General features: G+C 70.2%; 22 protein-coding genes. 16 read left to right on the top strand and 6 right to left on the bottom strand.

Translation table 11 applies throughout. The features are described 5' to 3' along the window. Positions 1-33 precede the first annotated feature (33 nt). Positions 34-852 (bottom strand): flagellin, encoded by an 819-nt coding sequence (locus tag BHE75_RS16400; RefSeq protein WP_015457930.1) that lies wholly within the window; start codon positions 850-852, stop codon positions 34-36. A 313-nt stretch (positions 853-1,165) separates the two neighbouring features. On the opposite strand from BHE75_RS16400, the gene BHE75_RS16395 reads away from it, so the two are divergent. From BHE75_RS16395 to BHE75_RS16320, 16 genes are all read left to right on the top strand, one after another. Next, positions 1,166-2,422 (top strand): sigma-54 interaction domain-containing protein, encoded by a 1,257-nt coding sequence (locus BHE75_RS16395; RefSeq protein WP_041864820.1) that lies wholly within the window; start codon positions 1,166-1,168, stop codon positions 2,420-2,422. A gap of 11 nt (positions 2,423-2,433) precedes the next feature. Then, positions 2,434-2,793, top strand: coding sequence for a flagellar hook-basal body complex protein FliE (locus BHE75_RS16390; RefSeq protein ID WP_070934496.1), 360 nt, complete (start codon positions 2,434-2,436; stop codon positions 2,791-2,793). Positions 2,794-2,796: 3 nt separating this feature from the next. Then, the gene (fliF, locus tag BHE75_RS16385; RefSeq protein WP_070934495.1) at positions 2,797-4,548 is read left to right on the top strand and encodes a flagellar basal-body MS-ring/collar protein FliF; all 1,752 of its coding nucleotides are present in this window, start codon (positions 2,797-2,799) and stop codon (positions 4,546-4,548) included. Further along, complete coding sequence (gene fliG / locus BHE75_RS16380) at positions 4,541-5,575, top strand: flagellar motor switch protein FliG (protein ID WP_015457926.1); 1,035 nt, start codon at positions 4,541-4,543, stop codon at positions 5,573-5,575. Before fliF ends, fliG begins: the two co-directional genes overlap by 8 nt. After that, positions 5,568-6,215, top strand: a complete 648-nt coding sequence (locus tag BHE75_RS16375; protein WP_041864819.1) for a hypothetical protein — start codon at positions 5,568-5,570, stop codon at positions 6,213-6,215. Before fliG ends, BHE75_RS16375 begins: the two co-directional genes overlap by 8 nt. Positions 6,216-6,220: 5 nt before the next feature. Then, positions 6,221-7,543: a FliI/YscN family ATPase gene (locus tag BHE75_RS16370; RefSeq protein ID WP_236626894.1), complete on the top strand. Its 1,323-nt coding sequence runs from the start codon at positions 6,221-6,223 to the stop codon at positions 7,541-7,543. Further along, positions 7,540-7,968, top strand: a complete 429-nt coding sequence (locus BHE75_RS16365) for a flagellar export protein FliJ (RefSeq protein WP_070934494.1) — start codon at positions 7,540-7,542, stop codon at positions 7,966-7,968. Before BHE75_RS16370 ends, BHE75_RS16365 begins: the two co-directional genes overlap by 4 nt. Further along, positions 7,965-9,545, top strand: a complete 1,581-nt coding sequence (locus tag BHE75_RS16360; protein ID WP_139181749.1) for a flagellar hook-length control protein FliK — start codon at positions 7,965-7,967, stop codon at positions 9,543-9,545. Before BHE75_RS16365 ends, BHE75_RS16360 begins: the two co-directional genes overlap by 4 nt. 14 nt (positions 9,546-9,559) lie before the next feature. After that, a complete protein-coding gene (locus tag BHE75_RS16355) occupies positions 9,560-10,144 on the top strand; it encodes a flagellar basal body-associated FliL family protein (RefSeq protein ID WP_015457921.1) in 585 nt (194 codons plus the stop codon). Between the two features lie 4 nt (positions 10,145-10,148). Beyond that, positions 10,149-11,138, top strand: coding sequence for a flagellar motor switch protein FliM (locus BHE75_RS16350; RefSeq protein ID WP_070934492.1), 990 nt, complete (start codon positions 10,149-10,151; stop codon positions 11,136-11,138). Continuing rightward, complete coding sequence (gene fliN, locus BHE75_RS16345) at positions 11,135-11,452, top strand: flagellar motor switch protein FliN (RefSeq protein ID WP_015457919.1); 318 nt, start codon at positions 11,135-11,137, stop codon at positions 11,450-11,452. The genes BHE75_RS16350 and fliN overlap by 4 nt, the downstream gene beginning before the upstream one ends. Next, positions 11,449-11,727 carry a FliO/MopB family protein gene (locus BHE75_RS16340; protein ID WP_191225210.1) on the top strand — a complete coding sequence of 93 codons (279 nt, stop codon included), beginning with the start codon at positions 11,449-11,451 and terminating at the stop codon, positions 11,725-11,727. The genes fliN and BHE75_RS16340 overlap by 4 nt, the downstream gene beginning before the upstream one ends. 147 nt (positions 11,728-11,874) lie before the next feature. Further along, the gene (fliP, locus tag BHE75_RS16335; protein WP_191225253.1) at positions 11,875-12,612 is read left to right on the top strand and encodes a flagellar type III secretion system pore protein FliP; all 738 of its coding nucleotides are present in this window, start codon (positions 11,875-11,877) and stop codon (positions 12,610-12,612) included. After that, positions 12,612-12,884, top strand: a complete 273-nt coding sequence (locus BHE75_RS16330; protein ID WP_041865189.1) for a flagellar biosynthetic protein FliQ — start codon at positions 12,612-12,614, stop codon at positions 12,882-12,884. Before fliP ends, BHE75_RS16330 begins: the two co-directional genes overlap by 1 nt. Beyond that, the gene (fliR, locus tag BHE75_RS16325; RefSeq protein ID WP_015457915.1) at positions 12,881-13,663 is read left to right on the top strand and encodes a flagellar biosynthetic protein FliR; all 783 of its coding nucleotides are present in this window, start codon (positions 12,881-12,883) and stop codon (positions 13,661-13,663) included. Before BHE75_RS16330 ends, fliR begins: the two co-directional genes overlap by 4 nt. A gap of 98 nt (positions 13,664-13,761) precedes the next feature. Beyond that, a complete protein-coding gene (locus BHE75_RS16320; protein ID WP_015457914.1) occupies positions 13,762-14,898 on the top strand; it encodes an EscU/YscU/HrcU family type III secretion system export apparatus switch protein in 1,137 nt (378 codons plus the stop codon). A 209-nt stretch (positions 14,899-15,107) separates the two neighbouring features. Here BHE75_RS16320 and BHE75_RS16315 read toward each other — a convergent pair whose 3' ends face one another. From BHE75_RS16315 to BHE75_RS16295, 5 genes are all read right to left on the bottom strand, one after another. After that, positions 15,108-15,929 (bottom strand): DUF4198 domain-containing protein, encoded by an 822-nt coding sequence (locus BHE75_RS16315; RefSeq protein WP_070934489.1) that lies wholly within the window; start codon positions 15,927-15,929, stop codon positions 15,108-15,110. A 25-nt stretch (positions 15,930-15,954) separates the two neighbouring features. Beyond that, positions 15,955-16,473, bottom strand: coding sequence for a DUF2271 domain-containing protein (locus BHE75_RS16310; protein WP_070934488.1), 519 nt, complete (start codon positions 16,471-16,473; stop codon positions 15,955-15,957). Positions 16,474-16,478: 5 nt separating this feature from the next. Beyond that, positions 16,479-17,159, bottom strand: coding sequence for a PepSY-associated TM helix domain-containing protein (locus tag BHE75_RS16305; protein WP_070934487.1), 681 nt, complete (start codon positions 17,157-17,159; stop codon positions 16,479-16,481). A gap of 103 nt (positions 17,160-17,262) precedes the next feature. Then, positions 17,263-21,924: an NAD-glutamate dehydrogenase gene (locus BHE75_RS16300; protein WP_070934486.1), complete on the bottom strand. Its 4,662-nt coding sequence runs from the start codon at positions 21,922-21,924 to the stop codon at positions 17,263-17,265. Between the two features lie 197 nt (positions 21,925-22,121). Continuing rightward, the gene (locus BHE75_RS16295) at positions 22,122-23,423 is read right to left on the bottom strand and encodes a PAS domain-containing protein (RefSeq protein ID WP_070934485.1); all 1,302 of its coding nucleotides are present in this window, start codon (positions 23,421-23,423) and stop codon (positions 22,122-22,124) included. Positions 23,424-23,441: the final 18 nt, after the last annotated feature.

Below are 23,441 nucleotides of genomic sequence, written 5' to 3'. Positions count from 1 at the left end.
GCCCCGTTTCCTCCTCCCGGAAGTCCCTTTCGCTTAGCGCAGCAGGGTCAGCACGTTCTGGCTGCTCTGGTTGGCCTGGGCGAGCATCGCGGTGGAAGCCTGGGCCAGCACCTGCGCCTTGGCGAGGTTGGTCGTTTCCGCCGAGAAATCCGCATCCTCGATCCGCGAGCGCGCATCGGAAAGGTTGGTGAGGTTCGCGGTCAGGTTGTTGACGGTCGATTGCAGGCGGCTCTGCGAGGCGCCGAGCGTGGCGCGCGTGGTCGCCACCGTCGAGATGGCGGAGGTGAGCGTCGCCAGATCGGTATCCTGAAGATCGCTGACGTCGATGCTGGTGGCGTCGCTCAGGTCGAGTTCGGCGAAGTCGAGCGTCACCGTGTCGCCGGCATTGGCGCCGACCTGGATGTCGACCTTGCCGTCCGCATCCGCGCCGGCCGAACCGTCGAACAGCTTGACGCCGTTGAAGTCGGTCTTGGTGAGGATGTCGCTGATCTGGCTCTGCAGTTCCTTCACTTCGGCCTGCAGGTTGCCCTTGTCGCTGTCCGAATAGGTGCCGCTCGACGCCTGCACCGCCAGCTCGCGGATGCGCTGCAGCATGTTGCTCACTTCGTCCAGCGCGCCTTCGGCGGTCTGCGCCATGGAGATGCCGTCGTTCGCGTTGCGGACCGCCTGGGTCATGCCGCGAATCTGCGAGGTCATGGTCGAAGCGATGGCAAGGCCGGCGGCGTCGTCCTTGGCGCTGTTGATGCGCTTGCCGGTCGACAGGCGCTCCATCGCCGTCTGCAGGGAGCTGTTGGCGACGCGCGATCCGTTCTGAGCCCGGAGAGCGCTGATATTGGTGTTGATGACGGTCACGGTCGTTCCTTTCCCGCTCGATAAGTCAGGCTGTCCGGTCTCGTCCGTGCCAGCCACGATCGGGGTAACGGTGGGGTTTCGGGGAGCTTTAGGGGCGGCGCCCGCAAATTTTTTTCGGGGGCTCGGCCCGTTTTCCTTCGGGGGCTCGGCCCGTTTTCCAAGGAAACGTCCTACGCGCGTGCGCGGGCCTGCGTAGAGGCGCGGACGGGCCGACAAAGCCATTTAATAAAATTAAGACGATCGTAACCAACCCGGCAATATTTTCCTACCTCGAGGCGCCACCGGATCGGTGGCCGGCACGGTGGGGGCTGTGATGCGGATGATCGGATTGAGCGAAGGGGCGGCGGACGCCAACCCCACGCTCGCGGGGTGGCTGAGGGGGATCGGCTTCGACGCCGCGATCGTCCCCGCCACCGATCCGCGCGAACGCGGCGAGATCCGCATCCTCGACATTTCCGAAACCGCCGCCGCCACCCATCGCGACCTGATCGTGGAATTCGCGGACGGCGCGCCTTTCTATCACCCGGCGGCGGACGGCCTGCCGGCGCGGCTGCGCTTCGGCTTCGCCGACATGGCGTTCGGCAACGCGCTGATCGCCGAGCTGGTCCGTCCCGCCGCCCGGCCCGCCTGCGGCGAGCCGGAAAGCGCGAAGTTCCTGGCGCTCGCCACCAAGGTCGCGCGATCGGATGCGACGGTGCTGGTGCTGGGCGAGACCGGCACCGGCAAGGAAGGCGTCGCCCGCTATATCCATGCGATCAGCCCACGCGCGGACAAGCCGTTCGTCGCGGTCAATTGCGCGGCGTTGCCCGAAACCATGCTGGAAGCCATGCTGTTCGGCCACCAGAAGGGCAGCTTCACCGGCGCCGGCGCGGCGAGCGAGGGCCTGTTCCGCGCGGCGGACGGCGGCACGCTGATGCTGGACGAGGTGGCGGAACTGCCGCTCGCCCTCCAGGCCAAGCTGCTGCGCGCGCTGCAGGAGCGCGAGGTGCTGCCGGTGGGCGCCACCCGCAGCGTGACGGTGGACGTGCGAATCGTCGCCGCCGCCAACCGCGATCTGGCCGCCGAGGTGGCGGCGGGCCGGTTCCGCGCCGATCTTTACTGGCGGCTCAACGTGATGCCGCTCAACCTGAAGCCGCTGGGCGAACGCCGGCAGGATATCCGCGCGATCGCGGCGGCGCTGCTGGTGCGGCACATGCCGGCGGGCGAGGCCTTCGCCTGGCCCACGGCCGCCGCGCTCGACCGGCTGATGGCGCATGGCTGGCCCGGCAATGTGCGGGAGCTGGAGAACGTCCTCCAGCGCGCGCTGCTGCTGCGGGACGGCGATCGGATCGATGCCGGCGACCTGAGCATCGAGGCGATGGCCCCGGTGATGGCGCCCGCCGCGATGCCCGAGGCGCCGGAAGTCCGGCCGCAACGCAGGTTCGCCGATATCGCCCGCGCGCTCCAGGCGCGCGCGATCGAGGAGGCGCTGGCGGCGACCGGCGGCCACCGCCTGCGCGCGGCCGAACGGCTGGGGATCAGCGAGCGCACGCTGCGCTACCGCCTCGCCGACATGCGCGCGGCGGCCTGAGGGGCTAGGCGATGACCAGGATAGACAGCTCCAGCCTGCTCCAGATGCGGAGCGCCATCCTCCAGCAGAATGCCGCGCTCCAGAAGGCGGCGCAGAAGCCGGCCGAACAGGCCCCGATCGCGGGGCCCGGGGCTGCCGGGCCGCAGGCGCCGGCCAACTTCACCAAGGCGTTCGGCGACGCGCTTTCCGCCGTCAACGAGCTGCAGGCGAAAGCGGGCGCCGCCTCCGAAGCCTACGAACGCGGCGAGACGACCGATATCGCCGCGGTGATGCTTCAGCGTGAACAGGCCAACCTTGGTTTCCAGGCCACCCTTCAGGTCCGCAACAAGCTCCTTGCCGCATACAAGGACATCATGAGCATGCCGGTATAAGCCATGGCAGACATAGCAGTTTCCAACGATGCCGCGCCGGGACGCGCGCTCGCCATCCCCGCCACCGGGCGCCCGCCCATGGGGCCCATGCTCGATCGGCTGAAGGGCATGATGGAGCAGCCGGCCGTGCAGCGCAGCCTGCCGATGATCGGCCTGGTCGCGATGCTGGGCCTCGCCGCGCTTGCCTGGATGGCCTTTTCGCAGGCGCCGCAGCGCGATCTGTTCCGCGGCCTCGCCGATGGCGACAAGGCGGCGGTGGCCGATGCGCTGAAATCGGCGGGCGTGGATTATCATATCGATCGCGATACCGGCACGCTCACCGTTTCGGACGGGGATTTCTACCGCGCCCGGATGCTGCTGGCGCAGGCCGGCCTGCCCAAGAGCGCGCCGGACGGCGACGCGATGATCAGCGCGCTGCCGATGGGCGCCAGCCGGGCGGTGGAGGGGGAGCGGCTGCGCGGTGCGCGCGAGCTGGATCTGGCCCGCACCATCGAGCAGATCGACGCCGTGGCCGCCGCCCGCGTGCACCTGGCCGTCGAGCAGCCGAGCGTGTTCCTGCGTGAGAGCCGGCAGACGGCGGCGTCGGTGATGCTCCAGCTCCAGCCCGGCCGGTCGCTGGGCGATGCGCAGGTGAAGGCGATCGCCCATCTCGTCGCTTCCTCGGTGCCGGGGCTGAGCGCGGAGGGCGTGTCGATCGTCGACCAGTCCGGCAAGCTGCTGTCCGGCGGGGGCGGCGACGCCGCGACCGACGCGAGCGAGCGCCAGATCGACATCCAGGCGAAGATGGAAAGCCGCTATCGCGAGGCGCTGGACAAGCTGCTGATCCCGATCGTCGGCCCCGGCAACTATACCGCCGAGGTGCATGCCGACCTGGATTTCGCCGAGGTGCAGGCCACGCGCGAAAGCTATCCCAAGGATCTCGCCACCGTCCGCGCCGAACAGGGCGGATGGACCAAGGAAGGCGGGCCGGACGGCCCCGACGCGGTGGGCGGCGTTCCCGGCGCCATCGCCAACACGCCCCCACCGGCGAGCCAGGTGGCCGCCCAGCCGAACGGCGCCATGACGCCGTCGGTGCCCGGCGCACCCAACACTGGCGCCACGGCCGCCCAGAGCCGCACGACCGAGAATTACAACCGCACCTTCGAGCTTGGCCGCGAGGTTTCGGTGACGCGCAATCCGGTGGGCACGGTGCGCCGGCTTTCCGTGGCCGTCGCGCTGCGCGACGTGAACGGCAAGGCCCGGCCCCGTGCCGAGCTGGTGCAGATCGAGGATCTGGTGAAGGGCGCCGTCGGCTTCGATCAGCAGCGCGGCGACACCATCGCCGTCAACAGCCGCAAGTTCGCCGATACCGATGTGGAGGCGGTGGGCGCCAAATGGTGGGATGCGCCCTGGGTGGGGCTGGCCGCGCGCAACCTTTCCGCGCTGATGATCGCCGCCCTGCTGGTGTTCGGCATCGCCCGCCCGCTGCTGAAGCGCCGCATCGCCGCCGCCGCGCAGCGCGCCAAGGAGGAAGCGGCTGCCCGCGAGGCGCAGCGCGCGCTGGTGGGGCGCGAGATCGCCGCCACCATCGCCGATGAAAGCCGCATCGACCCCAATCGTACCGTGACGCTGGACATGATCGAGGCGACGCCGGGCTATGCCGAGCGCGCCGAGCTGATCCGCGGCTTCGTGCGGCAGGACCCCGCCCGCGCCGCGCTGGTGGTGCGTGACCTGATCCGCGCCGACAACCCTTCGGGAGATGCCCGCAATGGCTGAAGTCGAAACGCTGACCCGCGAGGCGGGCGAGCGCATGCCCGCCGGCTGCGAGGCCGCCGCCATCCTGCTGATGCTGCTTTCCGAGGAGGAGGCCGCCGACGTGCTGGCCCGGCTGGAGCCGGACGAGGTGCAGATGCTGGGCGGCGCGATGTTCGGCGTGGCCGATGTCAGCGAGGGGCAGGTGAACGGCGTGCTCGACCTGTTCGTCCGCCGCGCCCGCGCCCGCACCACCATCGGCTTCGGCGCGGACCGGCATATCCGGGGGATGATGGAGCGCGCGCTGGGCAGCGACCGCGCCGACAACATCATGGCCCGGATCACCCCGCCGACCCGCACCAATACGCTGGACGCGTTGAAGTGGATGGACCCGCGCACCATCGCCGCGCTGATCGAGAACGAGCATCCGCAGATCGCGGCGCTGGTGCTGGCGCATCTCGACCCGCCGATCGCCGCCGATGTGCTGCAGCTGGTGGACGAGGAGGCGCAGACCGACCTCATCTACCGCATCGCCAAGCTGGGGCCGGTGACGTCGGAGGCGCTGGAGGATCTGGAGCGCGTGCTGCTCCGCCAGCTCGGCCACACCATGCGCGGCGGCGCCACGTCGCGGCGCGGCGGGACGAGCGAGGCGGCGAAGATCGTCAACAATACCCGCACCACCGCCGAGCAGCGCATCATCCGCTCGCTCAACAAGCTGGATCGCACGCTGGCCCGCACGATCGAGGACGAGATGTTCGTGTTCGACAATCTCGGCGCGCTCGATGAGAAGAATATGGGCACGCTGCTGCGCGCGGTGGACAATTCCATCCTGGTCGTGGCGCTGAAGGGCGCGGAGGAGAAGCTGCGCGCCAAGATGCTGGGCTGTATGTCCAGCCGCGCCGCCCAGTCGATCATGGACGAGATGATCGAGCGCGGCCCGATGCGGCTGACGGAGGTGCAGGACGCGCAGAAGGAGATGCTGGCCATCGCCCGCCAGCTTGCCGACGCCGGCACCATCAACCTCGGCGGCAAGGACGGCGACTATGTCTGACATGTGGAGCGCCGCCACCGGCATCGCCGCCGCCCGGCTGGGCACCGTCACCCGCGATCCCGCGCTGGCCGTGTTCACGCCGTGGGCGGCGGTCGCCACGCCCACGCCCTTCGTGGCGGACCGGATGGTCTGCCCCTCCAACGACGCGGAGCCGGAACCCGCGATCGATACGGCCGCGCTGGAGGCGGATGCCTTCGCCCAGGGCTTTGCCGAGGGGCGGCGGACGGCGGAGATCGAGATTGCCGAGGATCGCGCCGCGCTGATCCGGCTGGCCGAAAGCCTGCAGGCGCTGCGGCCCGAGCCGCATCACGAGCTGGGCCTGCTGCTGGCCGAGACGGTGGAGCGGCTGGTGCGGCAGATCGTGGGCGAGGTGGCGATCGACAGCGCCGCCGTGCTGGCGCGCGCCAATGCCGCCGCCGCGCTGATCGCCGAGGAATCGCGCCCCGCGCGGATGCGGCTCTGCCCCGAGGACCATGCCCGCCTGGCCGATGCCGATCTGCCGGTGGAGCTGATCGCCGATGCCACGCTGGCGCCGGGCACGGTGCTGGTGGAAACCGGCGAGGGCTGGATCGAGGACGGGCCGGAGGCGGGGCTGGAGAAGCTCAGCGCCGCGCTCGACAAGATGGGCGTGCCGCGATGACGGGGATGCTCGCGGGCCGCGCGGCGGCGCTGCTCGATACCATCGATATCGCGCAAGGCGGGCCGCGCCGGATCGGCCGGCTGGCCGCCTATGACGGACTGATGCTGGAGGCGACCGGATTCCACCAGCCGATCGGATCGGGCGCGCGCGTGATCGATGCGGAAGGCAATGCCTGCCGGGCCGAGGTGGTGGGCTTTCGCGGCAACCGCACGCTGATGATGGCATTGGACAGCGATGCCCCGCACATCACCGGCGCGCGCGTGGAGCCGGACAGCCGGGGCGGATCGGTGGCGGTGGGCGCGGAGCTGCTGGGCCGCGTGGTCGATGCGCTGGGCGAGCCGCTGGACGGGCTGGGGCCGATCGCAGCCGCCCATCGCTGGCCGCTGGCCGGGCGTCCGGGCAATCCGCTCAACCGCGCGCGCGTGACCGAGCCGTTCGACATGGGCGTGCGCGCGATCAACGCGCTGCTTACCGCCGGCGTCGGCCAGCGCATCGCCATCGCCGCCGGATCGGGCGTCGGCAAATCGGTGCTGATGGGCCAGATGATCGCCGGCGCCGAATGCGACGTGATCGTGGTGGGGCTGGTGGGCGAGCGCAGCCGCGAGGTTTCCGATTTCCTCGCCACCAAGCTATCCGGCGCCGTGCGGCAGAAGAGCGTGGTGGTGGCGGTGCCGGCGGATCATCCGCCGCTCCTGCGCCTGCGCGCGGCGATGCGGGCGACCGCGATCGCGGAATTCTTCCGCGAGGCGGGCCTGCGCGTGCTGCTGCTGATCGACAGCCTGACGCGCGTGGCCCATGCCCAGCGCGAGATCGGCCTTTCGCTGGGCGAGCCGCCGACGATGAAGGGTTATCCGCCCTCCGCGCTCGGCCTCATCCCCCGCCTCATCGAACGTGCCGGCGCCGACGCCCGCACCGGCGGATCGATCACGGCCATCTATACCGTGCTGGCCGATGGCGACGATACCGACGATCCGGTCGTCGATACCGCGCGCGCCATCGTCGACGGGCACATCATCCTTTCCCGCAGCCTGGCCGAGCAGGGCGTGTTCCCCGCCATCGACGTGGGCAAATCGCTGAGCCGGGTGATGCCCGACGTGGTCGAGCCGGATCATCTCCGCGCCGCCGCCAATCTCCGCCGGCTGTGGGCGGCCTATGAGGAGAATCGCGACCTGATCCTGATGGGCGCCTATCGCGAGGGCAGCGATCCGCGCATCGACGAGGCGGTGATGCGGCAGGCGGATATCCGCGCCTTCATCTCCCAAGGCCAGAAGGAACGGGTGGACGGCGGCGAGTCCGTCGCCCGGCTGATCGCGGAGTTCGGGGCATGAAGGCGATGGTGCGGCGGCGCGAGCGGATCGTCCGCGCGCGGACCATCCAGCAGCTTGCGGCCGAAGCTAGGCTGGCGCAGGCCGAGGGGCGGCTCGCCTCGCTTACCGACAGCGCGGACCGGCTCGGCCAGTTGCGCGACAGCCTGGGCCTCGGGCCGGGCGGGTTCAGCGCGGCGGTGCTCGCCAATGCGGGCGAGATGGCGATGCGGCTGGACAATGCCCGCGCGGGGCTGGCCGACGCGATCGTCGGCGCCCGCGCCACCGTGGAGACGTGCACCGCCCAGCGGCTCGAGGCGCGCATCCGCAGCGAAAGCGCGCAGCGGCTGGCGGATAAGGCGGCGGTGGCGCTGGAAGCCTGGCGGGAAAAGCGGCAGGCGGTCGCCTCGCGGCCCCGGTCGCGCCTGGGTGAAGGAGGCGTCGCATGATCGGCGCGGCGATGCCGGTGGCGGCGCAGCCGGCCGCGATTGCGGGGGGGCGGCCCGGGGGGACCGCGCCTTCCGACATGTTCGACGCGCTGATCGCGAGCGTGGGGGCGATCACCCCCGGCGCCGTCACCGCCGCGCCCGTGGGGGGCGCGATGCCGGTGGCGCCTGCCGGGGGTGATATGGCCCCGCCGGGCGAGGATGCGGACGCCGCCCTGCTGGAGGCGTTGCCGATGCTGGCGCCGGGCCGTGGCGGTCCTGCGGTGGCCGTGATCGGTGGCAAGCCGGTTCTCCCGCCGACGATGCTCCCCGTGGGGGAGGGCGTATCGGTCGATGGCGACGGCATGACGCAGGCTGCCGTTCCGGCCCCCGTCGGCATCGATCAGCCGCAAAGCGTGGTGGACGCGCCGCCGCCCCTGGCCGTCCGCCTCGCGGCCGGCCGGCCGGTCACGGCGATGCCGGTCCTGCGCGTGGCCAGGGACGCGGAGGCCGGGCCCGAAAGCGAGCCGGACGCCGAGGGGGACGATGACGGGGCCGATGCCGCTCCCGTCCCGGCCGCAAAAGCGGAGCAGGTGGCCCAGCCGGCGGCGCTGCCGATCGCGGCGCTCGCGCCACCGGCGCCGGCCGCATCGTCGCCCGCGGCGCCTCCGATGGAAGCGGCTGCGCGCCCGGCGACGCCGCGGGTGCAGCCCCCGGTCGCCGGCCCCGATGCGCCGGAGGCCGGGCCGGTCGCACAGGAGAAGGTCGCGGTGCCGGCAATGGCCTTCGCCGATCTGCCGGTGCCGGTCGATGCGCCCGAAGCGCCGGCCGCCGCCTCGCCCGCTGGCGATGTGGCGGAAACGCCGGCACCGGCGCTGCCGCGTGACGCCATGGCTCCAGCGGCGCGGATGCCGCCGCCGACGCTTGTCCCATCGTCACGGCCCGAAACGGCAACCGATGTTCCGGCCGAGCCGCCCATCGCCGCACCCGCGGCGGAGAAGCGCGACGCCGTGGCTCCATCCGCAACCTCGCCGGTCGATAGCGTCACCCCCTTGCCGCCGGCGGACCCCCGGATCGCACCCGCCGTTTCCCCGGCTCCCGCAACGGCCGCCCCGGCCGCTTTCGGGCTGATGGATGGCGGCGCGGTGGTGGTCGCCCGGCATCTCGATCTCGCGCGGGACAGCGCGTGGCTCGATCAGCTTGCCCGCGATATCGTTGCGGCAGGCGACGGCGGCACCCGGCTGCAATTCCGGTTGAATCCCGAGCATCTGGGCTCGCTGCATGTCGAGCTGACGCGCGGGGACGACGGCGCCTCGGTGCGGTTGACGGCAGAGACCGAGGCGGCGCGCACCGCGCTGGCCGATGCGCAGGGGCGGCTGGTCGCCGAGGCCCGCAGCCACGGCATGAAGATCGCCGAAACCCATGTCGACCTGAGCCAGCAGGGCAGCGGCCAGCGGCAGGCCGGCGACGGCCAGCCCCAGCAGCAGCCGGCCTGGCAGCAGAGGCAGGCCCAGCAGGCCGAAGCCGCGCCTTCCACGGCGCGCGGCCTGCCATGGGATCGAACCGAAGGGCGGGATGCCGCCCATGAACGCTACGCATGACGGGAATTGGAACAGTGAGCGAGGAAAAGAAGCCGGCGCCGGCGCCCCGGAAGGGCAAGCTGAAGATCATCCTGATGGGCGGGCTGGGCGCATTGCTGCTGGTGGGCGGCGGCGTCGGCGCCGGCCTCTATGCGGCGGGCGCGGGGCTGGCCGGCGGCCACAAGGCGGAGCCGGAGGACCCGAACCAGCCCAGGCTCGTCCCCCGCGAGGGCGCGGACCAGACCGCGCATGCCGGCGGCAAGAAGCCGCGCGCGATCGAGGAAGCGCTCGATCCCGGCCGCTACAAGGCGAGCTATTATGATCTCGCCCAGAATTTCACGTCCAACCTGCGCGATTCCGATGGCTTCATGCAGGTGTCGCTGGGCATCTCCACTTATTACGACCAGCGCGTGATCGATCGGGTGAAGGCGCATGAGATGGCGATCCGGTCCGCCGTGCTGATGACGCTGGCCGATCAGGACAGCTTCGTGATTTCGACGCCGGCCGGAAAGAAGCAGCTTCAAAAATCCCTGAAGAACGCCATAAACGAAGTGCTTGTCCAGAAAGAGGGCTTCGGGGGCGTGGACGACGTGTATTTCACCAATTTCATCATTCAGTGACGTCATGACGGATGACGGCAAATCCCTGCTGGGCGACGACGCGCTGGGCGCGTTGATGGCGGAGCTGACGGAGGTCGACGATGCCGGCGGCGGCAACGGCGCCGTGCGGGATTCGGTCGTCCGCCCCTATACGTTCGGGCAGGACGGCTATGCCTCCGCCGACAGGCTTTCGGGCCTGGCCCGCATGGCCGAGCGGCTGGCGCGGCACCTGCGCTCGGTGATCGAGCCCTTCGCCGGCACCAAGGTGCAGGTGGCAGCCGAGCATCACCAGACCATGCTGTTCGATCGCTGGCGCGCCGAGCTGCCGAGCTTCAGCAGCATCAGCCTCTATCGCCTTCGCCCGCTGAAGGGCGGCGTGCTGGCGGTGATCGAGCCGGAATTCGTGACCGCGATGGTCGATGCCTTCTACGGCGGCAGCGGCGTGGCGGTGAAGCACCGCGCGCGCGAATTCACGCCCACCGAGGAACGGCTGCTCGGCCGGCTGACCGACGGGATCATGGAAGGCGTGGCCAGCGTCTGGTCCGATGTCGGCTCCTTCCTGCCGTCCTTCGTCTCGCGCGAAACCAACGCCGCTTATGCCAGCCTGGTGCGCGCGGACGAGCCGGTGGTGGTGCAGCGCTTCATCGTGACGCCCGGCACCGGCCGTTCCTCCGTGGTGGCGATCGTCTATCCGCTGGGGTCGCTCCGCCCCTATGAAAGCCAGCTCGCCGCCAAGGTGCATGCCGATCCCGGCCCGGTGGACGGCGAATGGCGCGGCCGCCTGGCCCGCGCGCTCACCCATGTGCGCCTGCCGGTGCGCAGCGTGCTCGCCCAGCCGGAACTGACCGTGGTGGAACTGATGGCGCTGAAGCCGGGTGACGTGATCCCGATCACGCTGGCGCCCAAGGTGCCGCTGATTGTGGCGAACCGCAGGCTCGCTTATGGGACGATCGGGGAACAGGAAGGCAGGGCGGCCTTGATGGTCGAGCATGTCGAGCAGGGGACTATGAAATGAGCGAGACCAGCGAGACCGTGCCCGCCGCGGCCGATCCGCTTGCCGGCCGCAACCTCCGGCTGCTGGCGGATATCCCGCTCAGGCTTTCGGTGGAGGTGGGATCGACGTCGCTGAAGCTGAGCGAGCTTCTCGACATTGCCGAGGGCAGCGTGGTGGAGCTGGACCGGCAGGCCAACGAACTGCTCGACATCCTCGTCAACGGCACGCTGGTGGCCAAGGGCGAGGTGGTGACGGTGAACGGCCGCTTCGGCATCCGCATCGTCGATGTCGTCGCCGCCGACGCGCGGCTGGCGGGGATCGAACGCCGGGCATGATGACCGCCTATATCCTGCGCCTGCTGGTGCTGCTGCCGCTGGTGGCGGGCATGGCCTTCGCCACCCTCTGGCTGTGGCGCCGCTTCCAGCCCGGCATGACGATCGGCCCGCGCGACCGTGCCGTGAAGGTGGTGGATGCCGTGCCGATGGGCACGATGGGCCGCCTCGCGGTCGTCGAATTCGACGGCAAGCGCTATCTGGTCGGCGTGTCGCGCGGCCGCATGGACCTGCTCGCCGAAAGCGACCAGCCGGCGGGGTCGAGCCGTGAGGGGTGATTCCCTTCGTCACCCTGAACTTGTTTCAGGGTCCACCGCGCCGCAGGCGCCATCGCTCTCGGGGAGCGAGGGATGCTGAAACGGGTTCNGCATGACGGCGGAAGCATAAGGCGCTGGCTCGTCCTCGCAGTGATCGCCTTGCTGGCGATGCTGCTGTGGACGCATCCGGCCTTCGCGCAGGCGGCGCCCGTGCCGCCGCCGGCCGGCCCCGGCGCGCTCGATCGCGCGCTCACCACCATCTCCGGCGACGGGCGCCCGCTTTCGCTGTCGCTCCAGATCCTCGTCCTGATGAGCCTGCTGACGGTGCTGCCGTCGCTGGTGCTGATGATGACGAGCTTCACCCGCATCATCATCGTGCTGTCGATCCTGCGCCAGGCGCTGGGCCTGCAGCAGACGCCGCCCAACCAGGTGCTGGTGGGCCTCGCGCTCTTCCTGTCGCTGTTCGTGATGCGGCCCGTGATCGCGGAGATCAACACCAGCGCCTACACGCCCTACGGCGCGGGCCAGATCGGCATCGAGGATGCGATCAAGCGATCGGGCACGGCGCTCCACGGTTTCATGGTGAAGCAGACGCGGGAAACCGATCTCAAGCTGTTCGCCGATCTCGCCAAGGTGCCGCCCTTCGTCAGCACCGCGGAAATCCCCTTCTCGATCCTGCTGCCCTCCTTCGTCACCAGCGAGCTGAAGACGGCCTTCCAGATCGGCTTCCTGATCTTCCTGCCCTTCCTCATCATCGATCTGGTGGTGGCCTCCACCCTGATGGCGCTGGGCATGATGATGTTGTCGCCGTCGATCGTCTCGATGCCGTTCAAGCTCCTGCTGTTCGTGATGGTCGATGGCTGGGCGCTGACCATGGGATCGCTGGCGGGATCGTTCGCGACATGATCGCCGATGCCGATTATTTCATCGGCGTCGCCCAGCAGGCGCTGTGGGTGCTGGCGCTGGCGGCCGCGCCGATCCTGATCCCGGCGCTGGCGGCCGGCCTGATCCTGGGCATGGTGCAGGCGGCGACCTCGATCAACGAACAGACGCTGAGCTTCGTGCCCAAGCTCATCATCGTCGGCCTGGCGCTCGCCATCTTCGGCGGGGCGATCATGCTGCTGGTCGCCGATTTCACCCGCGATATCTTTGCCCGCATCCCGGATCTGATGCGATGATCCCCGCCGGCTTTGCCGGGGTGGAGGCGCAGCTCTGGCTGTGGATGCTGGCGATGATCCGGCCGGGCGCGGCCTTCGTGGCGGCGCCGGTGTTCGGCAGCCCGCAGGTGCCGGTGCAGCTCCGGCTGATCATCGCGCTGGCCGTCGGCATCCCGGCCACGGCCGCCGTGCCCTTCGCGTTGCCCGATGGCGGCATCGTCTCGCTGGAAGGCTTCGCCCTGATTGCGGGCGAGGTGCTGGCGGGCCTTGCTTTGGGCTTCGCCGTGCAGATCGGCTTTTCGGCCGCGCTGCTGGCGGGCGAGGTGATCGGCAATGCGATGGGGCTGGGCTTCGCCGGCATGGTCGATCCGCAATCCGGCCAGTCGAGCCCGGCGATCGGCCAGTTCCTGTCGATCCTCGGCACCTTCCTGTTCCTGTCGATCGGCGGCCACCTCGCGCTCGCGGGGCTGGTGTTCGAAAGCTATGTCGCGCTGCCGCCGGGGCAGGCGTGGCTGGGGGCGGAAAGCATCAAGGGCCTGGTGGATTTCGGCGGCATCGTCTTCGCCGCCGGCGTGGCGATCGCGCTGCCCGTCGCCTTCGCCATCATCCTCGTCCAGATCGTGATGGGCATGCTCTCCCGCTCGGCCCCGGCGATGAACCTGTTCGCGGTCGGCCTGCCCGCCGCCCTTCTCGCCGGCCTGATCCTGCTGGCCATCGCCGCGCCCGTGATGGCGGATGCGGTGCTGGGCGCCATCCAGCGCGGGCTGGAAATGGCCGGGCAACTGGCGCGGGGCGGGTAGAACAGGGCCGTCGCATATCGGTTCCCGATGCGGCCTAACGGACTGTTAACCTTGTTGGCACACTGCTTTCCATCACGATCGTGGGGGGAGCGGACGGCTTGGCGGAAGGCGCGGACAAGGACCAGAAGACGGAGGCCCCGACCGAGAAGCGCAAGCGCGAAGCGGTCGAGAAAGGCGATGTCCTCCAGTCCCGCGAGCTGGGCACCGCGCTAGTGGTGCTGGCCGGGGCCGGCTGGCTGGCGCTGGCGGGGCCGTGGGCGGTCGGCGCGCTGGAGGATATGCTGCGCGCGGCGCTCAGCTTCGATCACGGCGCGGTCGCCGATTTCGATCCGGGCCGCGCAATCCTGACCCTGCTCGTCATGGTGGCCTTGCCGCTGGCCGCTTTGTTCGGCCTCACCCTGCTGGCGGCGATCGGCACGCCGGCCGCGCTCGGCTCGCTGGGCTTCCGCTGGGGGGCGGTGGCGTTCAAGGGCGACAAGCTCAACCCGCTCAACGGCGTGAAGCGCATCTTCGGCCTGCAGGGGCTGGTGGAGCTGGGCAAGTCGCTCGCCAAGGTGGCGCTGCTGGGCGGCGTCGGCTGGTGGCTGCTCTCGCATCAGGCGCGGGGCATAGCGGGGCTGGGCGGGCAGGATATCCGCCATGCGATCGGCGAGGTGGGCGGCAGCTTCGTGATGGCGGTGCTGGTGATGGCGCTGGCGCTGGTGGCGATCGCCGGCATCGATATCCCCGCCCAGATCATCCAGCGCGGCCAGCGCCTGCGCATGACCAAGGACGAAGTGAAGCGCGAGCATCGCGAGAGCGAGGGTTCGCCCGAGCTGAAGGCCACCATCCGCCGCAAGCAGCACCAGATGAGCGCATCGGGCCGCAAGGCGGTGGCCGAGGCGACGGTGGTGCTGACCAACCCGACCCATTTCGCGGTGGCGCTGCGCTATCGCCCCGGCTTCGATGCCGCGCCGGTGGTGGTGGCCAAGGGCCGGGGCGCCACGGCGGACGCGATCCGCGACCTGGCCCGCGAAAATGCGGTGCCGATGCTGAGCTATCCGCTGCTCGCCCGCGCCATCTATTACACGTCGCGCGCCAACCAGCAGATCCGCGACGATCTCTATCTTGCGGTCGCGACGATCATCGCCTTCGTCTTCAACATCGATCGCGCCATGGCCGAAGGCATCGCCCCGCCCGTGGTGGAGGTGCCGGCCGGCGCCCGCTTCGACAGCGAGGGCCGCGCGACGGACTGAGGAGTGTGCGGCCCGACGGGCGCGTGCCACCGGCCGACGCCCCGTGCGGGAACCCGCGCCCCGCCACCCGCACCCATCGTCATCCCCGCGCAGGCGGGGATCCATTGTGTCGGGAGCTGGCGGCTTCATCGCGCCGCTTGCTCCCGCCTGCGCGGGAGCGACGATGCGGGTATGGCTGGCGGGGGCCGGGGAAAGCGGAAGCGCCGCCTTTACGGCGCCAGCACTTCCAGGGTGGTGATGTAGCCCAGCCGGCGCTGGGCCGCGCCCGGCACGCTGGCCTTGTCGTCGGTGGCGGTGGCGTTGAGCCAGTACATGCCCGGCTCCTTCCAGTCGATCTTCACCTCGCCCTTGGCGTCGGTGGTATATTCCACCTCGTTCAGGCTGTTGCGATAGCGGATGCCGCCGGGGATCACCGCCACCTTGAGGTTGGCGGCGGGCTTGCCGTCGATCACGAAGCGGAAGGTGGCCTGTTCGCCCACGACGAGATCATTGGGGTGGGTGACGGGCACCAGTTCCAGCCCCTTGCCGGTGGGCTTGAGCACGGTATCGGTGGGCTCGCCCGACGTGACGAATATCTCGTTGCGGTTCCAGCCCTCGCTCAGCTTCACGTCGGTGGCGCCGGCGGGGATCAGGCCGGCGACCTGATCGGCCGTGGCGCCGCGCGGCAGGCGCTTCTCCTCGCCGTTCAGCTTGTAGCTGCCCATGATGCCGCCGCCGGAATTGGCGATCTTGTAGGTGCCCTTCTGCGTCAGGTGCACGTCGAAGGTGCTGCGATAGCGGCCGGTGGAGCCATTCTCGATCTTCACCTCGCTGCCGTCCGGCGCCCAGGCCTTGATATTGTCGAGCCGCAGCGGCTGATGCTCGAAATAAAAGAGGTCGTTGGAGACGGCGGCATCCACCGTCACCCACACGTCGTCGCCCGAAAGCACGGTGGCGGAAGGCACCATCCACTGGCGGTGCGCGGTGGCGGCGGTGGCGGCCAGGCCGAGGGCGGCAGTGGCGATCAGCAGGCGGGTCAGGCGAAGGCGCATCGGGCGGGTCCTCTCGTTTCGCGGATCAGGGCTTGAAGGTGGCGACGACCTGGCCAAGCTCGGTCGAGCCGGCGGCGCGGGCGCTCTGGCCGGGCTTGGCGGGCCAGGAGAAGGGAAGCTGCACGACCTCGCGCCCGCCAACCTCGCGGGCGGCCTCGACGAACAGCACATATTGGCCGGGGGCGAGGTTGGGCAGTCCGCCCTTGCCGGCGGTGAAGCTGATCTTCTGCGGGCCGGGCGCGCGGGTGGCGCCGCTGATGCCGGCGGCCGGGAAGGTCATCGTCCGGCCGGACTTGCGCCACCATGTGCGCATGTCGCGCAGCCATTTGGTGCCTTCGTTGGCCTTCATGTCGTCATCATACCAAACGGCGATGGTGTGGGCGGCGGGCTGGCCCACCGGCTCGATCCACATCGCCACATAGGGCCGGTGATATTCGGCGACCTTGAGCTGGGGGATGTCGACGGTCACGTCGATCCCGGCGGCGGCGGCCGGGGTGGCGAGGGTGGCAGTGGCCGCGAGGCTGAGGGTGGTGGTGCGCATCATGGACCTCAGTGGATGAAATAGAGGGCGAGGATCGCCGGGATGACCAGACCCGCGCCGACGATCGGCCAAGTGCTCGGCCGCTTGGACGCATGGAGCTGGAGGAGGAACAGGCCGGTGATGGAGAAGACCAGGCAGGCCCCGGCGAAGATGTCGATGAACCATTTCCACGTGCCGCCGGCATTGCGGCCCTTGTGGAGATCGTTGAGCCAGGCGATCCAGCCGCGGCTCGTCTCCTCGGCGGTGACGGCGCCGGTCGTGCGGTCGATCGATACCCAGCCGTCGCCGCCGGGACGCGGCAAAGCGAGGTAGATCTCGTCCGCCGACCATTCGGCGATGCCGCCCGCCGGGACCTTCAGCTCCGCGCCCAGCCATTGGGCGATGGGGGCGGGCAGGGGCTTCTTCGCGTCGGCGGCGTCATCGGGCGCGATGGCGGAAAGCAGGTTTGCGGGCAGTTGGGCGGATCGTTCGGCGGTGACGGGCTGGGCCTCGATCTCGGCCGCGTGGTTCAGCGTGATGCCGGTGATCGTGAACAGCAGCAGCCCGATCAGGCAGAGCGCGGAACTGACCCAGTGCCAGGTGTGGAGCTGCTTCAGCCAGAAGGTGCGCGCGCTGCGGCCGCGACGTGGCTGGGCCACGGGCTTTTCCCCCTTCAAGGGCGTTCGGGCGGCGGGTGGATATTCCTGCATGCCCGGCCCGCATAACGCGAACGATTCGCGTTAACAACGAGATTTTGCGAATGGATCGCATGTTCTTCCCCCTCCCGGCGGGGAGGGGGAAGATATGTCGCGATCAGCGGCCCAGCAGGCCGCGCGCCTGGCTGGCGATCTGGGCCAGCATCGCGGCGGTGGGCGCCGGCGCGGTGCGCGCGCGATCGACCAGCGAGCGGAACTGGGCGACGCGCGGCTCATGCGTCTTGAGCCACGTCTCGACCGCCGCCGCCGGCTCCTTGCCGCCAGCACGGTTGAGGAAATCGAGGCGAAGCTGCTCGAAATCGCGGGCGAGGCCGGCGACGAGCAGGCGTTCCCACGGATCGGACGAGACGAAGCGGATCGCCGCCGCCTTCGCCCAGTCGAGCCCCAGCACCTCGCCCAGCCGCACATAAGCGGTGGTGGCGGCCACCTCGTCCACGCCGAGCGCCTGGGCGAGGCCGGCGGTGCCGACGGCACCGTCCAGCTCGTCCAGCCGTACGATCCGCTTCACCAGCGTCTCGTCCGCGCCGGTGGCGAGCAGGCGATCGCGCAGCGCATCGGCCTGCACGCGGGCTTCCTGGCGCAGCAGCATCTCGGCCGCGGCATCGAGCCTGCGCACGCCGTCGCCGAACTTCTCCGCGATCTCGCTGGCCTTCATTTGCATGCCGCCGGCCCGGATCAGATCGGCGATATGCAGGCGGGCGGCGGCGGATGTCGCCTCCAGCAGCTGGAAACGGGCGTCCTCGGAAATCGCCGCCTGCTCGATCGCCTCGTAGATCGCCTCCAGCCCGAACATGGCGTCGGCGGCGAAATAGGCCGAGGCGACATGCGCCAGGCTGATCCCTTCCTCCTCCGCCAGCTCGAACGGGGCGACCAGGCCCAGCCGGTTGACGACACGGTTCGCCATCTTGGTGGCGATGATCGCGCCGCGCAGCCGGTGCCGGTCGATCGCCTCGCCGAAGCGATCCTGCATCGCCTGCGGGAAGGCGGCGTGCAGCAGGGGGTCGAGCATGCGATCGTCGGCAAGGTCGGTCTGTTCGATCGCGGCCTGCAGCGCCAGCTTGCCGTGGCTCAGCAGGATCGCCAGCTCCGGCCGGGTGAGGCCGCGCTGGTCCTGGGCGCGGCGGAGCAGCTCGTCCGAGCTTTCCAGCCCCTCGACCGCGCGGTCGATGCGGCCGGCCGCCTCCATGATCTCGATCACGCGAACCTGCGCCGGCAGCGCGCCCGCGCCGCCGCGTTCGGCGAGCGAGAGGCCCAGCGTCTGCAGCCGGTTGTCCTCCAGCACCAGTGCCGCGACATCGTCGGTCATGCTGGCGAGGAAGGCGTTGCGATCCTCGAAGCCCAGCCGGCCTTCCATCATCTCGCGGTTGAGCGGGATCTTGATGTTGACCTCATTGTCCGAACAATCGACGCCGGCCGAATTGTCGATGAAGTCGGTGTTGATCCGCCCGCCCTTCAGCGAGAAGGCGATGCGGCCCGCCTGGGTGACGCCCAGATTGGCGCCTTCGCCCACCGCCTTGCAGCGCAGGTCCTCGCCGTTCACGCGGTGCGCGTCGTTGGCGGGATCGCCCACCTCGGCGTTATTCTCGTCGCGGGCCTTGATGTAGGTGCCGATGCCGCCGAACCACAGAAGGTCGACCGGGCTCTTCAGGATCGCCGCGATCAGCGTGGAGGGATCGTAGGTGCCGGCCGCGATGCCGAGCACGACAGCCGCCTCCTGCGAAACCGGAATCTCCTTCTGCGTGCGCGGGAAGATGCCGCCCCCCTTGGAGATCAGCTTGGCATCATAATCCGCCCAGGACGAGCGCGGCAGCGCGAACATGCGCGCGCGTTCCTCCCAGCTTGCCGCCGGATCGGGATCGGGATCGAGGAAGATGTGGCGATGATCGAAGGCGGCGACCAGCTTCAGCGCCTTCGACAGCAGCATGCCGTTGCCGAACACGTCGCCGGACATGTCGCCGCAACCCGCCACCGTGACCGGCTGGGTCTGCACGTCCACGCCCATTTCCAGGAAATGGCGCTGCACCGAAACCCAGGCGCCGCGCGCGGTGATGCCCATGCCCTTATGGTCGTAGCCCTGGCTGCCGCCCGAGGCGAAGGCATCGCCCAGCCAGAATTTATGTTCCAGCGCGATGGCGTTGGCGACGTCGGAGAAGCTGGCCGTGCCCTTGTCCGCCGCGACCACGAAATAGGGATCATCTCCGTCGCGGACGACCACCTTTTCGGGATTGACCACCTTGTCCTCGACGATATTGTCGGTGACGGAAAGCAGCGCGCGGATGAAGATGCGGTAGCTTTCGGTGCCTTCCGCCAGCCACGCATCGCGGTTGAGCGCGGGCGAGGGGAGCTGCTTCGGATAGAAGCCGCCCTTGGCGCCCGTCGGCACGATCACCGCGTTCTTCACGAGCTGCGCCTTCATCAGGCCCAGGATTTCGGTGCGGAAATCGTCGCGCCGGTCGGACCAGCGCAGCCCGCCGCGCGCGATCGGCCCGCCGCGCAGGTGGATGCCCTCCACGCGGGGGCTGTAGACCCAGATCTCGCGCCAGGGGCGCGGCGCCGGCAGGCCGGGAATGGCCGCGCTGTCCAGCTTGAAGGCCAGCGCCTCGCGCCCGCCGGGGGCGAAGGCGTTGGTGCGCAGCGTCGCCTGCACCAGCGCGCGGATGCGGCGCAGGATGCGATCGTCGTCGATCGCGGCGACATTGGCGAGGGCCGCGTCGATCGCCTCCTCGGCGGCCTGGGCCTCCTTGGCGCCGGCATGCTTCGGATCGTGGAGCGCGCAGAACAGGTCGATGATCCGCCGCGCCGCCACCGGCGCCTTGCGCAGCGCCAGCGCCACCGTGTCGAGCCCGTAGGACAGGCCCGTCTGGCGCAGGTAGCGGAACCAGGCGCGGAACAGCACCACCGCCTGCGGATCGAGGCCGACGGCGATGATCAGCTGGTTGAAGCTGTCATTTTCCGCATGGCCTTCCAGCACGGCCGCGATCGCCTGCTCGGCCACCTCGGCGCGGATCATCACCGCATCCGCGTCGATCGCCTCGTCCAGCTCGAGCAGATATTCGTGGATATAGCCGAGCTTGCCGCCGTCGAGCGGGGTGGGATTTTCTTCCAGCACGCGGAAACCGAACGCCTCCAGCACCGGCACCGCATCCGAAAGCGGGATCAGGCCGCCGNGCCGGTAGGTCTTGAGGCGGAGCTGGCGCGCGCCGTCGGTCGGCAGGCGGTAGAGCCGGGCGCCGCGCTGTTCCGGCGTGTCCAGCGCGCGCAGGCGCAACATGTCGCGCCCGGCCTCCTCCGCCGGATAGCGGCTGCGATAGGATTGCGGGAAGGCGGCGCCGAAGGAGAGGACCAGGCGGGTGGCCTGGGAGGCGCCGACCTGCTCGGCCAGCGCGGCTTCCACCGCCGGGTCCCAGCCGCGCACCATATTTTCCAGCCGCGCGTCGAGCGCGCGGGCATCGGGCAGCGGTGCGCCCGGCTTCAGATCCAGCGTGTAGCGGATGAAGGCGAGCTCGCCGTCGCCCAGCTCGATCGCCCAGCTCGATATGGTGGCGCCGGCCTGTTCCTCGATCATCCGGCCGATCGCGGTGCGCCGCCCGGTGGAAAGCTCATCGCGCGGCAGCCAGACGAAGGCGAAAAGGTGGCGTTCCAGCGCCGAGGGGGCGAGCACCAGCTTCGGGCGCGGGCGATCGGCCAGCGACATGGCGGTCAGCGCCAGCTCCTCCAGCCCCGCCGCGCTCACCGCCACCAATATGTCGTGCGGCAGCGAGGAAAGGGCGTGGCGCAGCGCCTTGCCGGCATGGCTGAGCGGATCGAAGGCATATTTCTCGTCCAGCGCGTTCAGCCGGGCGCGCAGGATCGGCACCTTGTCCGAAGGCGCGCGCAGCGCCGCGCTGGTCCAGAGGCCGGCGTGGAGCGAGACGCCCTCGATCGTGCCGTCCACCCGGCGGGGCAGGGCCAGCAGGTCCATCGGCACGCGCCGGTGGACGGTGGCGATGCGATCGGCCTTCAGGATCAGCGGGGCATCGCCGCCCTTGCGGAAATGGCCGAGCGCGGATTGCAGCGCCTCGGCGCTCCACACCTCATGCGCCGGGTTGGCAAGGATGCCCAGGCCGTCGCGATGGGTGCCGTCCGGCAATTCGATGCGGTGGCCCAGCAGGGTGAAATGGCGATCGCCGAACCAGCGCATCAGCGCCGCGCCCTCGCCGTCGGGCAGGCGTTCGGCATCCTCGCGCAGCGCGATCTGCAGGCGCGGCCAATCGCCCACGGCGGCGCGCACGTCGGCCAGCACCGCCTCGATCTCCTCCGCCAGCGCCCGGCGGGTGCGGGCGTCGGCGCGCTCGATCTCCATATAGATCATCGATTCGCGGCGTTCGCCGCTGGCGTCGTCCGGCAGGATGGCGGTCAGCTTGCCCTCGCCGTCGCGGCGCACCGAAAGGATCGGGTGGAGCAGGCGGTGGATGGCGAGCCCGTGCGCGCCGACCGCGCCGGCCACCGAATCCACCAGGAAGGGCATGTCGTCGTTGATCACCGCCAGCCGCATCCGCCGCCGGCCTTCCTCGCCGCCGGCCGATTCCAGGCGGATGGCGGGGTGGCCGTGCGCGCGCTCGGCCGCGGCCTGCGCCACGAAGGTGCCGGCGGCCGCCAGCGCCTCCTCGCCAAGATCGTTGGTCTCGCCCGGCAGGGCGCCGCGCATCAGCGCCTGGGACAGGGCGATGGCAATGGAATCATTGACGTTATCGGCAGGCGCTTGGCTCGTGGCCGGCATATTCCGCTCCTCGGCAGCGGCTGGGGATCGCCGCTTCTGGCTATTCCAAAGGGTCATATGCTCCCCCCCGTCGGCCGGGGCAAGGCGCGAGGAATCCGCGCAATTCGCGGGCGGGAAGCGGCAATGAAGCGAGCCGGGGGCGTCGGCCTTCCCGGCTTTCCGGTAATATTATTACAGATGGGAAAACGAATCGGCGATCAGCGTGCGGCGTGGCGCAGCACCCGTTCCAGCAGCTTGCCGTCCTGGGCGGCGGGCTGGAGGATCGCCACCGATCCGTCCGCCTCGCGCCGGCCGACCAGCAGCAGATATTCCTCGCCTGCCGTGGCGGACGCATCGCCTTCCAGCCGCACGCGCGCGGCGGCGGCAACGGCGCGCAGGGCGGCGCGCGGATCGGCCCTGGGGGGCAGCGCGGCCGGCCGGCGGGCGGCGCGTTCGGCCGCGACCATGCCCTTCAGCCCGCCCTCATGCGCCTCCAGCGCCGCGTGCAGCCCGCCGAGCGCGATGCCGGTGCGCCGCGCATGGGAAAGGGCGGCCGCGAATTCGGTAAGGCGGGTCTTGTCGTAATCGACGCCGAAGACGAGCTTCACCACCGGGGTCATCGGCGCGCGGGCCTGCGCCTTCATCCCGCAATCGGCGAGCAGCTCGGCATATTCCTCCGGCCGCGCCTCGGCGACCAATGCGAAGTCGTAGGCGAGGCCCAGCGCGCGATAGAGCGCCGCGCGCGTGCGGGCGCGGGCGGATCGCACCGCGTCCGCCGTCTCCCGTGCCAGCGCCAGCCGGTCGGCCAGGCCGATATCGGCGGTGGGATCATAGCCGTCCCGTCCCGGCGCGGCATCGAACCAGTCGCCATCGGCATCGTCGTCGGCGATGGGGAAGGGGGACGCGGCGTTGGGGCCATCGGCCCAGGCCGCGGCGGCGCCCGGCGCCGCGAACATCGCGCGCGCCATCTCCTCGGCCAGCAGGGCGGATTGCTCCACGCTCGCCACTTCCTTCCAGTTGATCACGCCATAGACGAAATCGATGCTGTCGCCGCCGGAGGAGAAAGGCATCAATATGCCGCGATAGAGCGTGTTCGTGCCGCCCCGGCTGGTGAATTCCGCCTCGAAGCCGATCGGGGCGCGGTTGGCGATGATCTCCAGATAATGATCGGTCAGCCGCGACAGCAGCGTTCCGCCCGGTACCTCCGCGATGGTGGCGAGATCGGCGTCGTGGCCGCTTTCCGCCCGCAGCGCATGGCCGAGGAATACGATCGCCGGATTTTCGGGATCGCCGCTGAAATCGAGCAGCACGCTGTGCGGGCCGAAATCGGCGATTTCCGAGGGCGTCAGATCCTGGATGGCGGGGAAGGGCCGGCCGGCCAGCAGCGATACCCAGTAATTATAGGCGCGCACATGCATGCGCCGCTCGTCCGCGCCGATCGCGGGCGGGGCATCCATGCCGGCATCGGCCTCGGCCGCCTCCATCGCCGCCTCCCCCTCGATCGGCCGCATGCTTTCCATGATTCGTCGCCCCAACCG

Source organism: Edaphosphingomonas haloaromaticamans (assembly GCF_001853345.1).
In the GTDB taxonomy this organism is placed as follows: domain Bacteria; phylum Pseudomonadota; class Alphaproteobacteria; order Sphingomonadales; family Sphingomonadaceae; genus Sphingomonas_E; species Sphingomonas_E fennica.
This window is presented reverse-complemented; position numbering and strand designations above follow the sequence as displayed.

Excerpts from the sequence above, each read along its gene's own strand:
- fliP (WP_191225253.1), top strand. The coding sequence starts at position 11,875 with ATGCTGCTGTGGACGCATCCGGCCTTCGCGCAGGCGGCGCCCGTGCCG.
- BHE75_RS16365 (WP_070934494.1), top strand. The coding sequence starts at position 7,540 with ATGAAGGCGATGGTGCGGCGGCGCGAGCGGATCGTCCGCGCGCGGACC.
- fliF (WP_070934495.1), top strand. The coding sequence starts at position 2,797 with ATGGCAGACATAGCAGTTTCCAACGATGCCGCGCCGGGACGCGCGCTC.
- BHE75_RS16390 (WP_070934496.1), top strand. The coding sequence starts at position 2,434 with ATGACCAGGATAGACAGCTCCAGCCTGCTCCAGATGCGGAGCGCCATC.
- BHE75_RS16305 (WP_070934487.1), bottom strand. The coding sequence starts at position 17,159 with ATGCAGGAATATCCACCCGCCGCCCGAACGCCCTTGAAGGGGGAAAAG.
- BHE75_RS16395 (WP_041864820.1), top strand. The coding sequence starts at position 1,166 with ATGCGGATGATCGGATTGAGCGAAGGGGCGGCGGACGCCAACCCCACG.
- BHE75_RS16370 (WP_236626894.1), top strand. The coding sequence starts at position 6,221 with ATGCTCGCGGGCCGCGCGGCGGCGCTGCTCGATACCATCGATATCGCG.
- BHE75_RS16375 (WP_041864819.1), top strand. The coding sequence starts at position 5,568 with ATGTCTGACATGTGGAGCGCCGCCACCGGCATCGCCGCCGCCCGGCTG.
- BHE75_RS16340 (WP_191225210.1), top strand. The coding sequence starts at position 11,449 with ATGATGACCGCCTATATCCTGCGCCTGCTGGTGCTGCTGCCGCTGGTG.
- fliR (WP_015457915.1), top strand. The coding sequence starts at position 12,881 with ATGATCCCCGCCGGCTTTGCCGGGGTGGAGGCGCAGCTCTGGCTGTGG.
- fliG (WP_015457926.1), top strand. The coding sequence starts at position 4,541 with ATGGCTGAAGTCGAAACGCTGACCCGCGAGGCGGGCGAGCGCATGCCC.
- BHE75_RS16295 (WP_070934485.1), bottom strand. The coding sequence starts at position 23,423 with ATGGAAAGCATGCGGCCGATCGAGGGGGAGGCGGCGATGGAGGCGGCC.
- fliN (WP_015457919.1), top strand. The coding sequence starts at position 11,135 with ATGAGCGAGACCAGCGAGACCGTGCCCGCCGCGGCCGATCCGCTTGCC.
- BHE75_RS16315 (WP_070934489.1), bottom strand. The coding sequence starts at position 15,929 with ATGCGCCTTCGCCTGACCCGCCTGCTGATCGCCACTGCCGCCCTCGGC.
- BHE75_RS16360 (WP_139181749.1), top strand. The coding sequence starts at position 7,965 with ATGATCGGCGCGGCGATGCCGGTGGCGGCGCAGCCGGCCGCGATTGCG.
- BHE75_RS16350 (WP_070934492.1), top strand. The coding sequence starts at position 10,149 with ATGACGGATGACGGCAAATCCCTGCTGGGCGACGACGCGCTGGGCGCG.
- BHE75_RS16310 (WP_070934488.1), bottom strand. The coding sequence starts at position 16,473 with ATGATGCGCACCACCACCCTCAGCCTCGCGGCCACTGCCACCCTCGCC.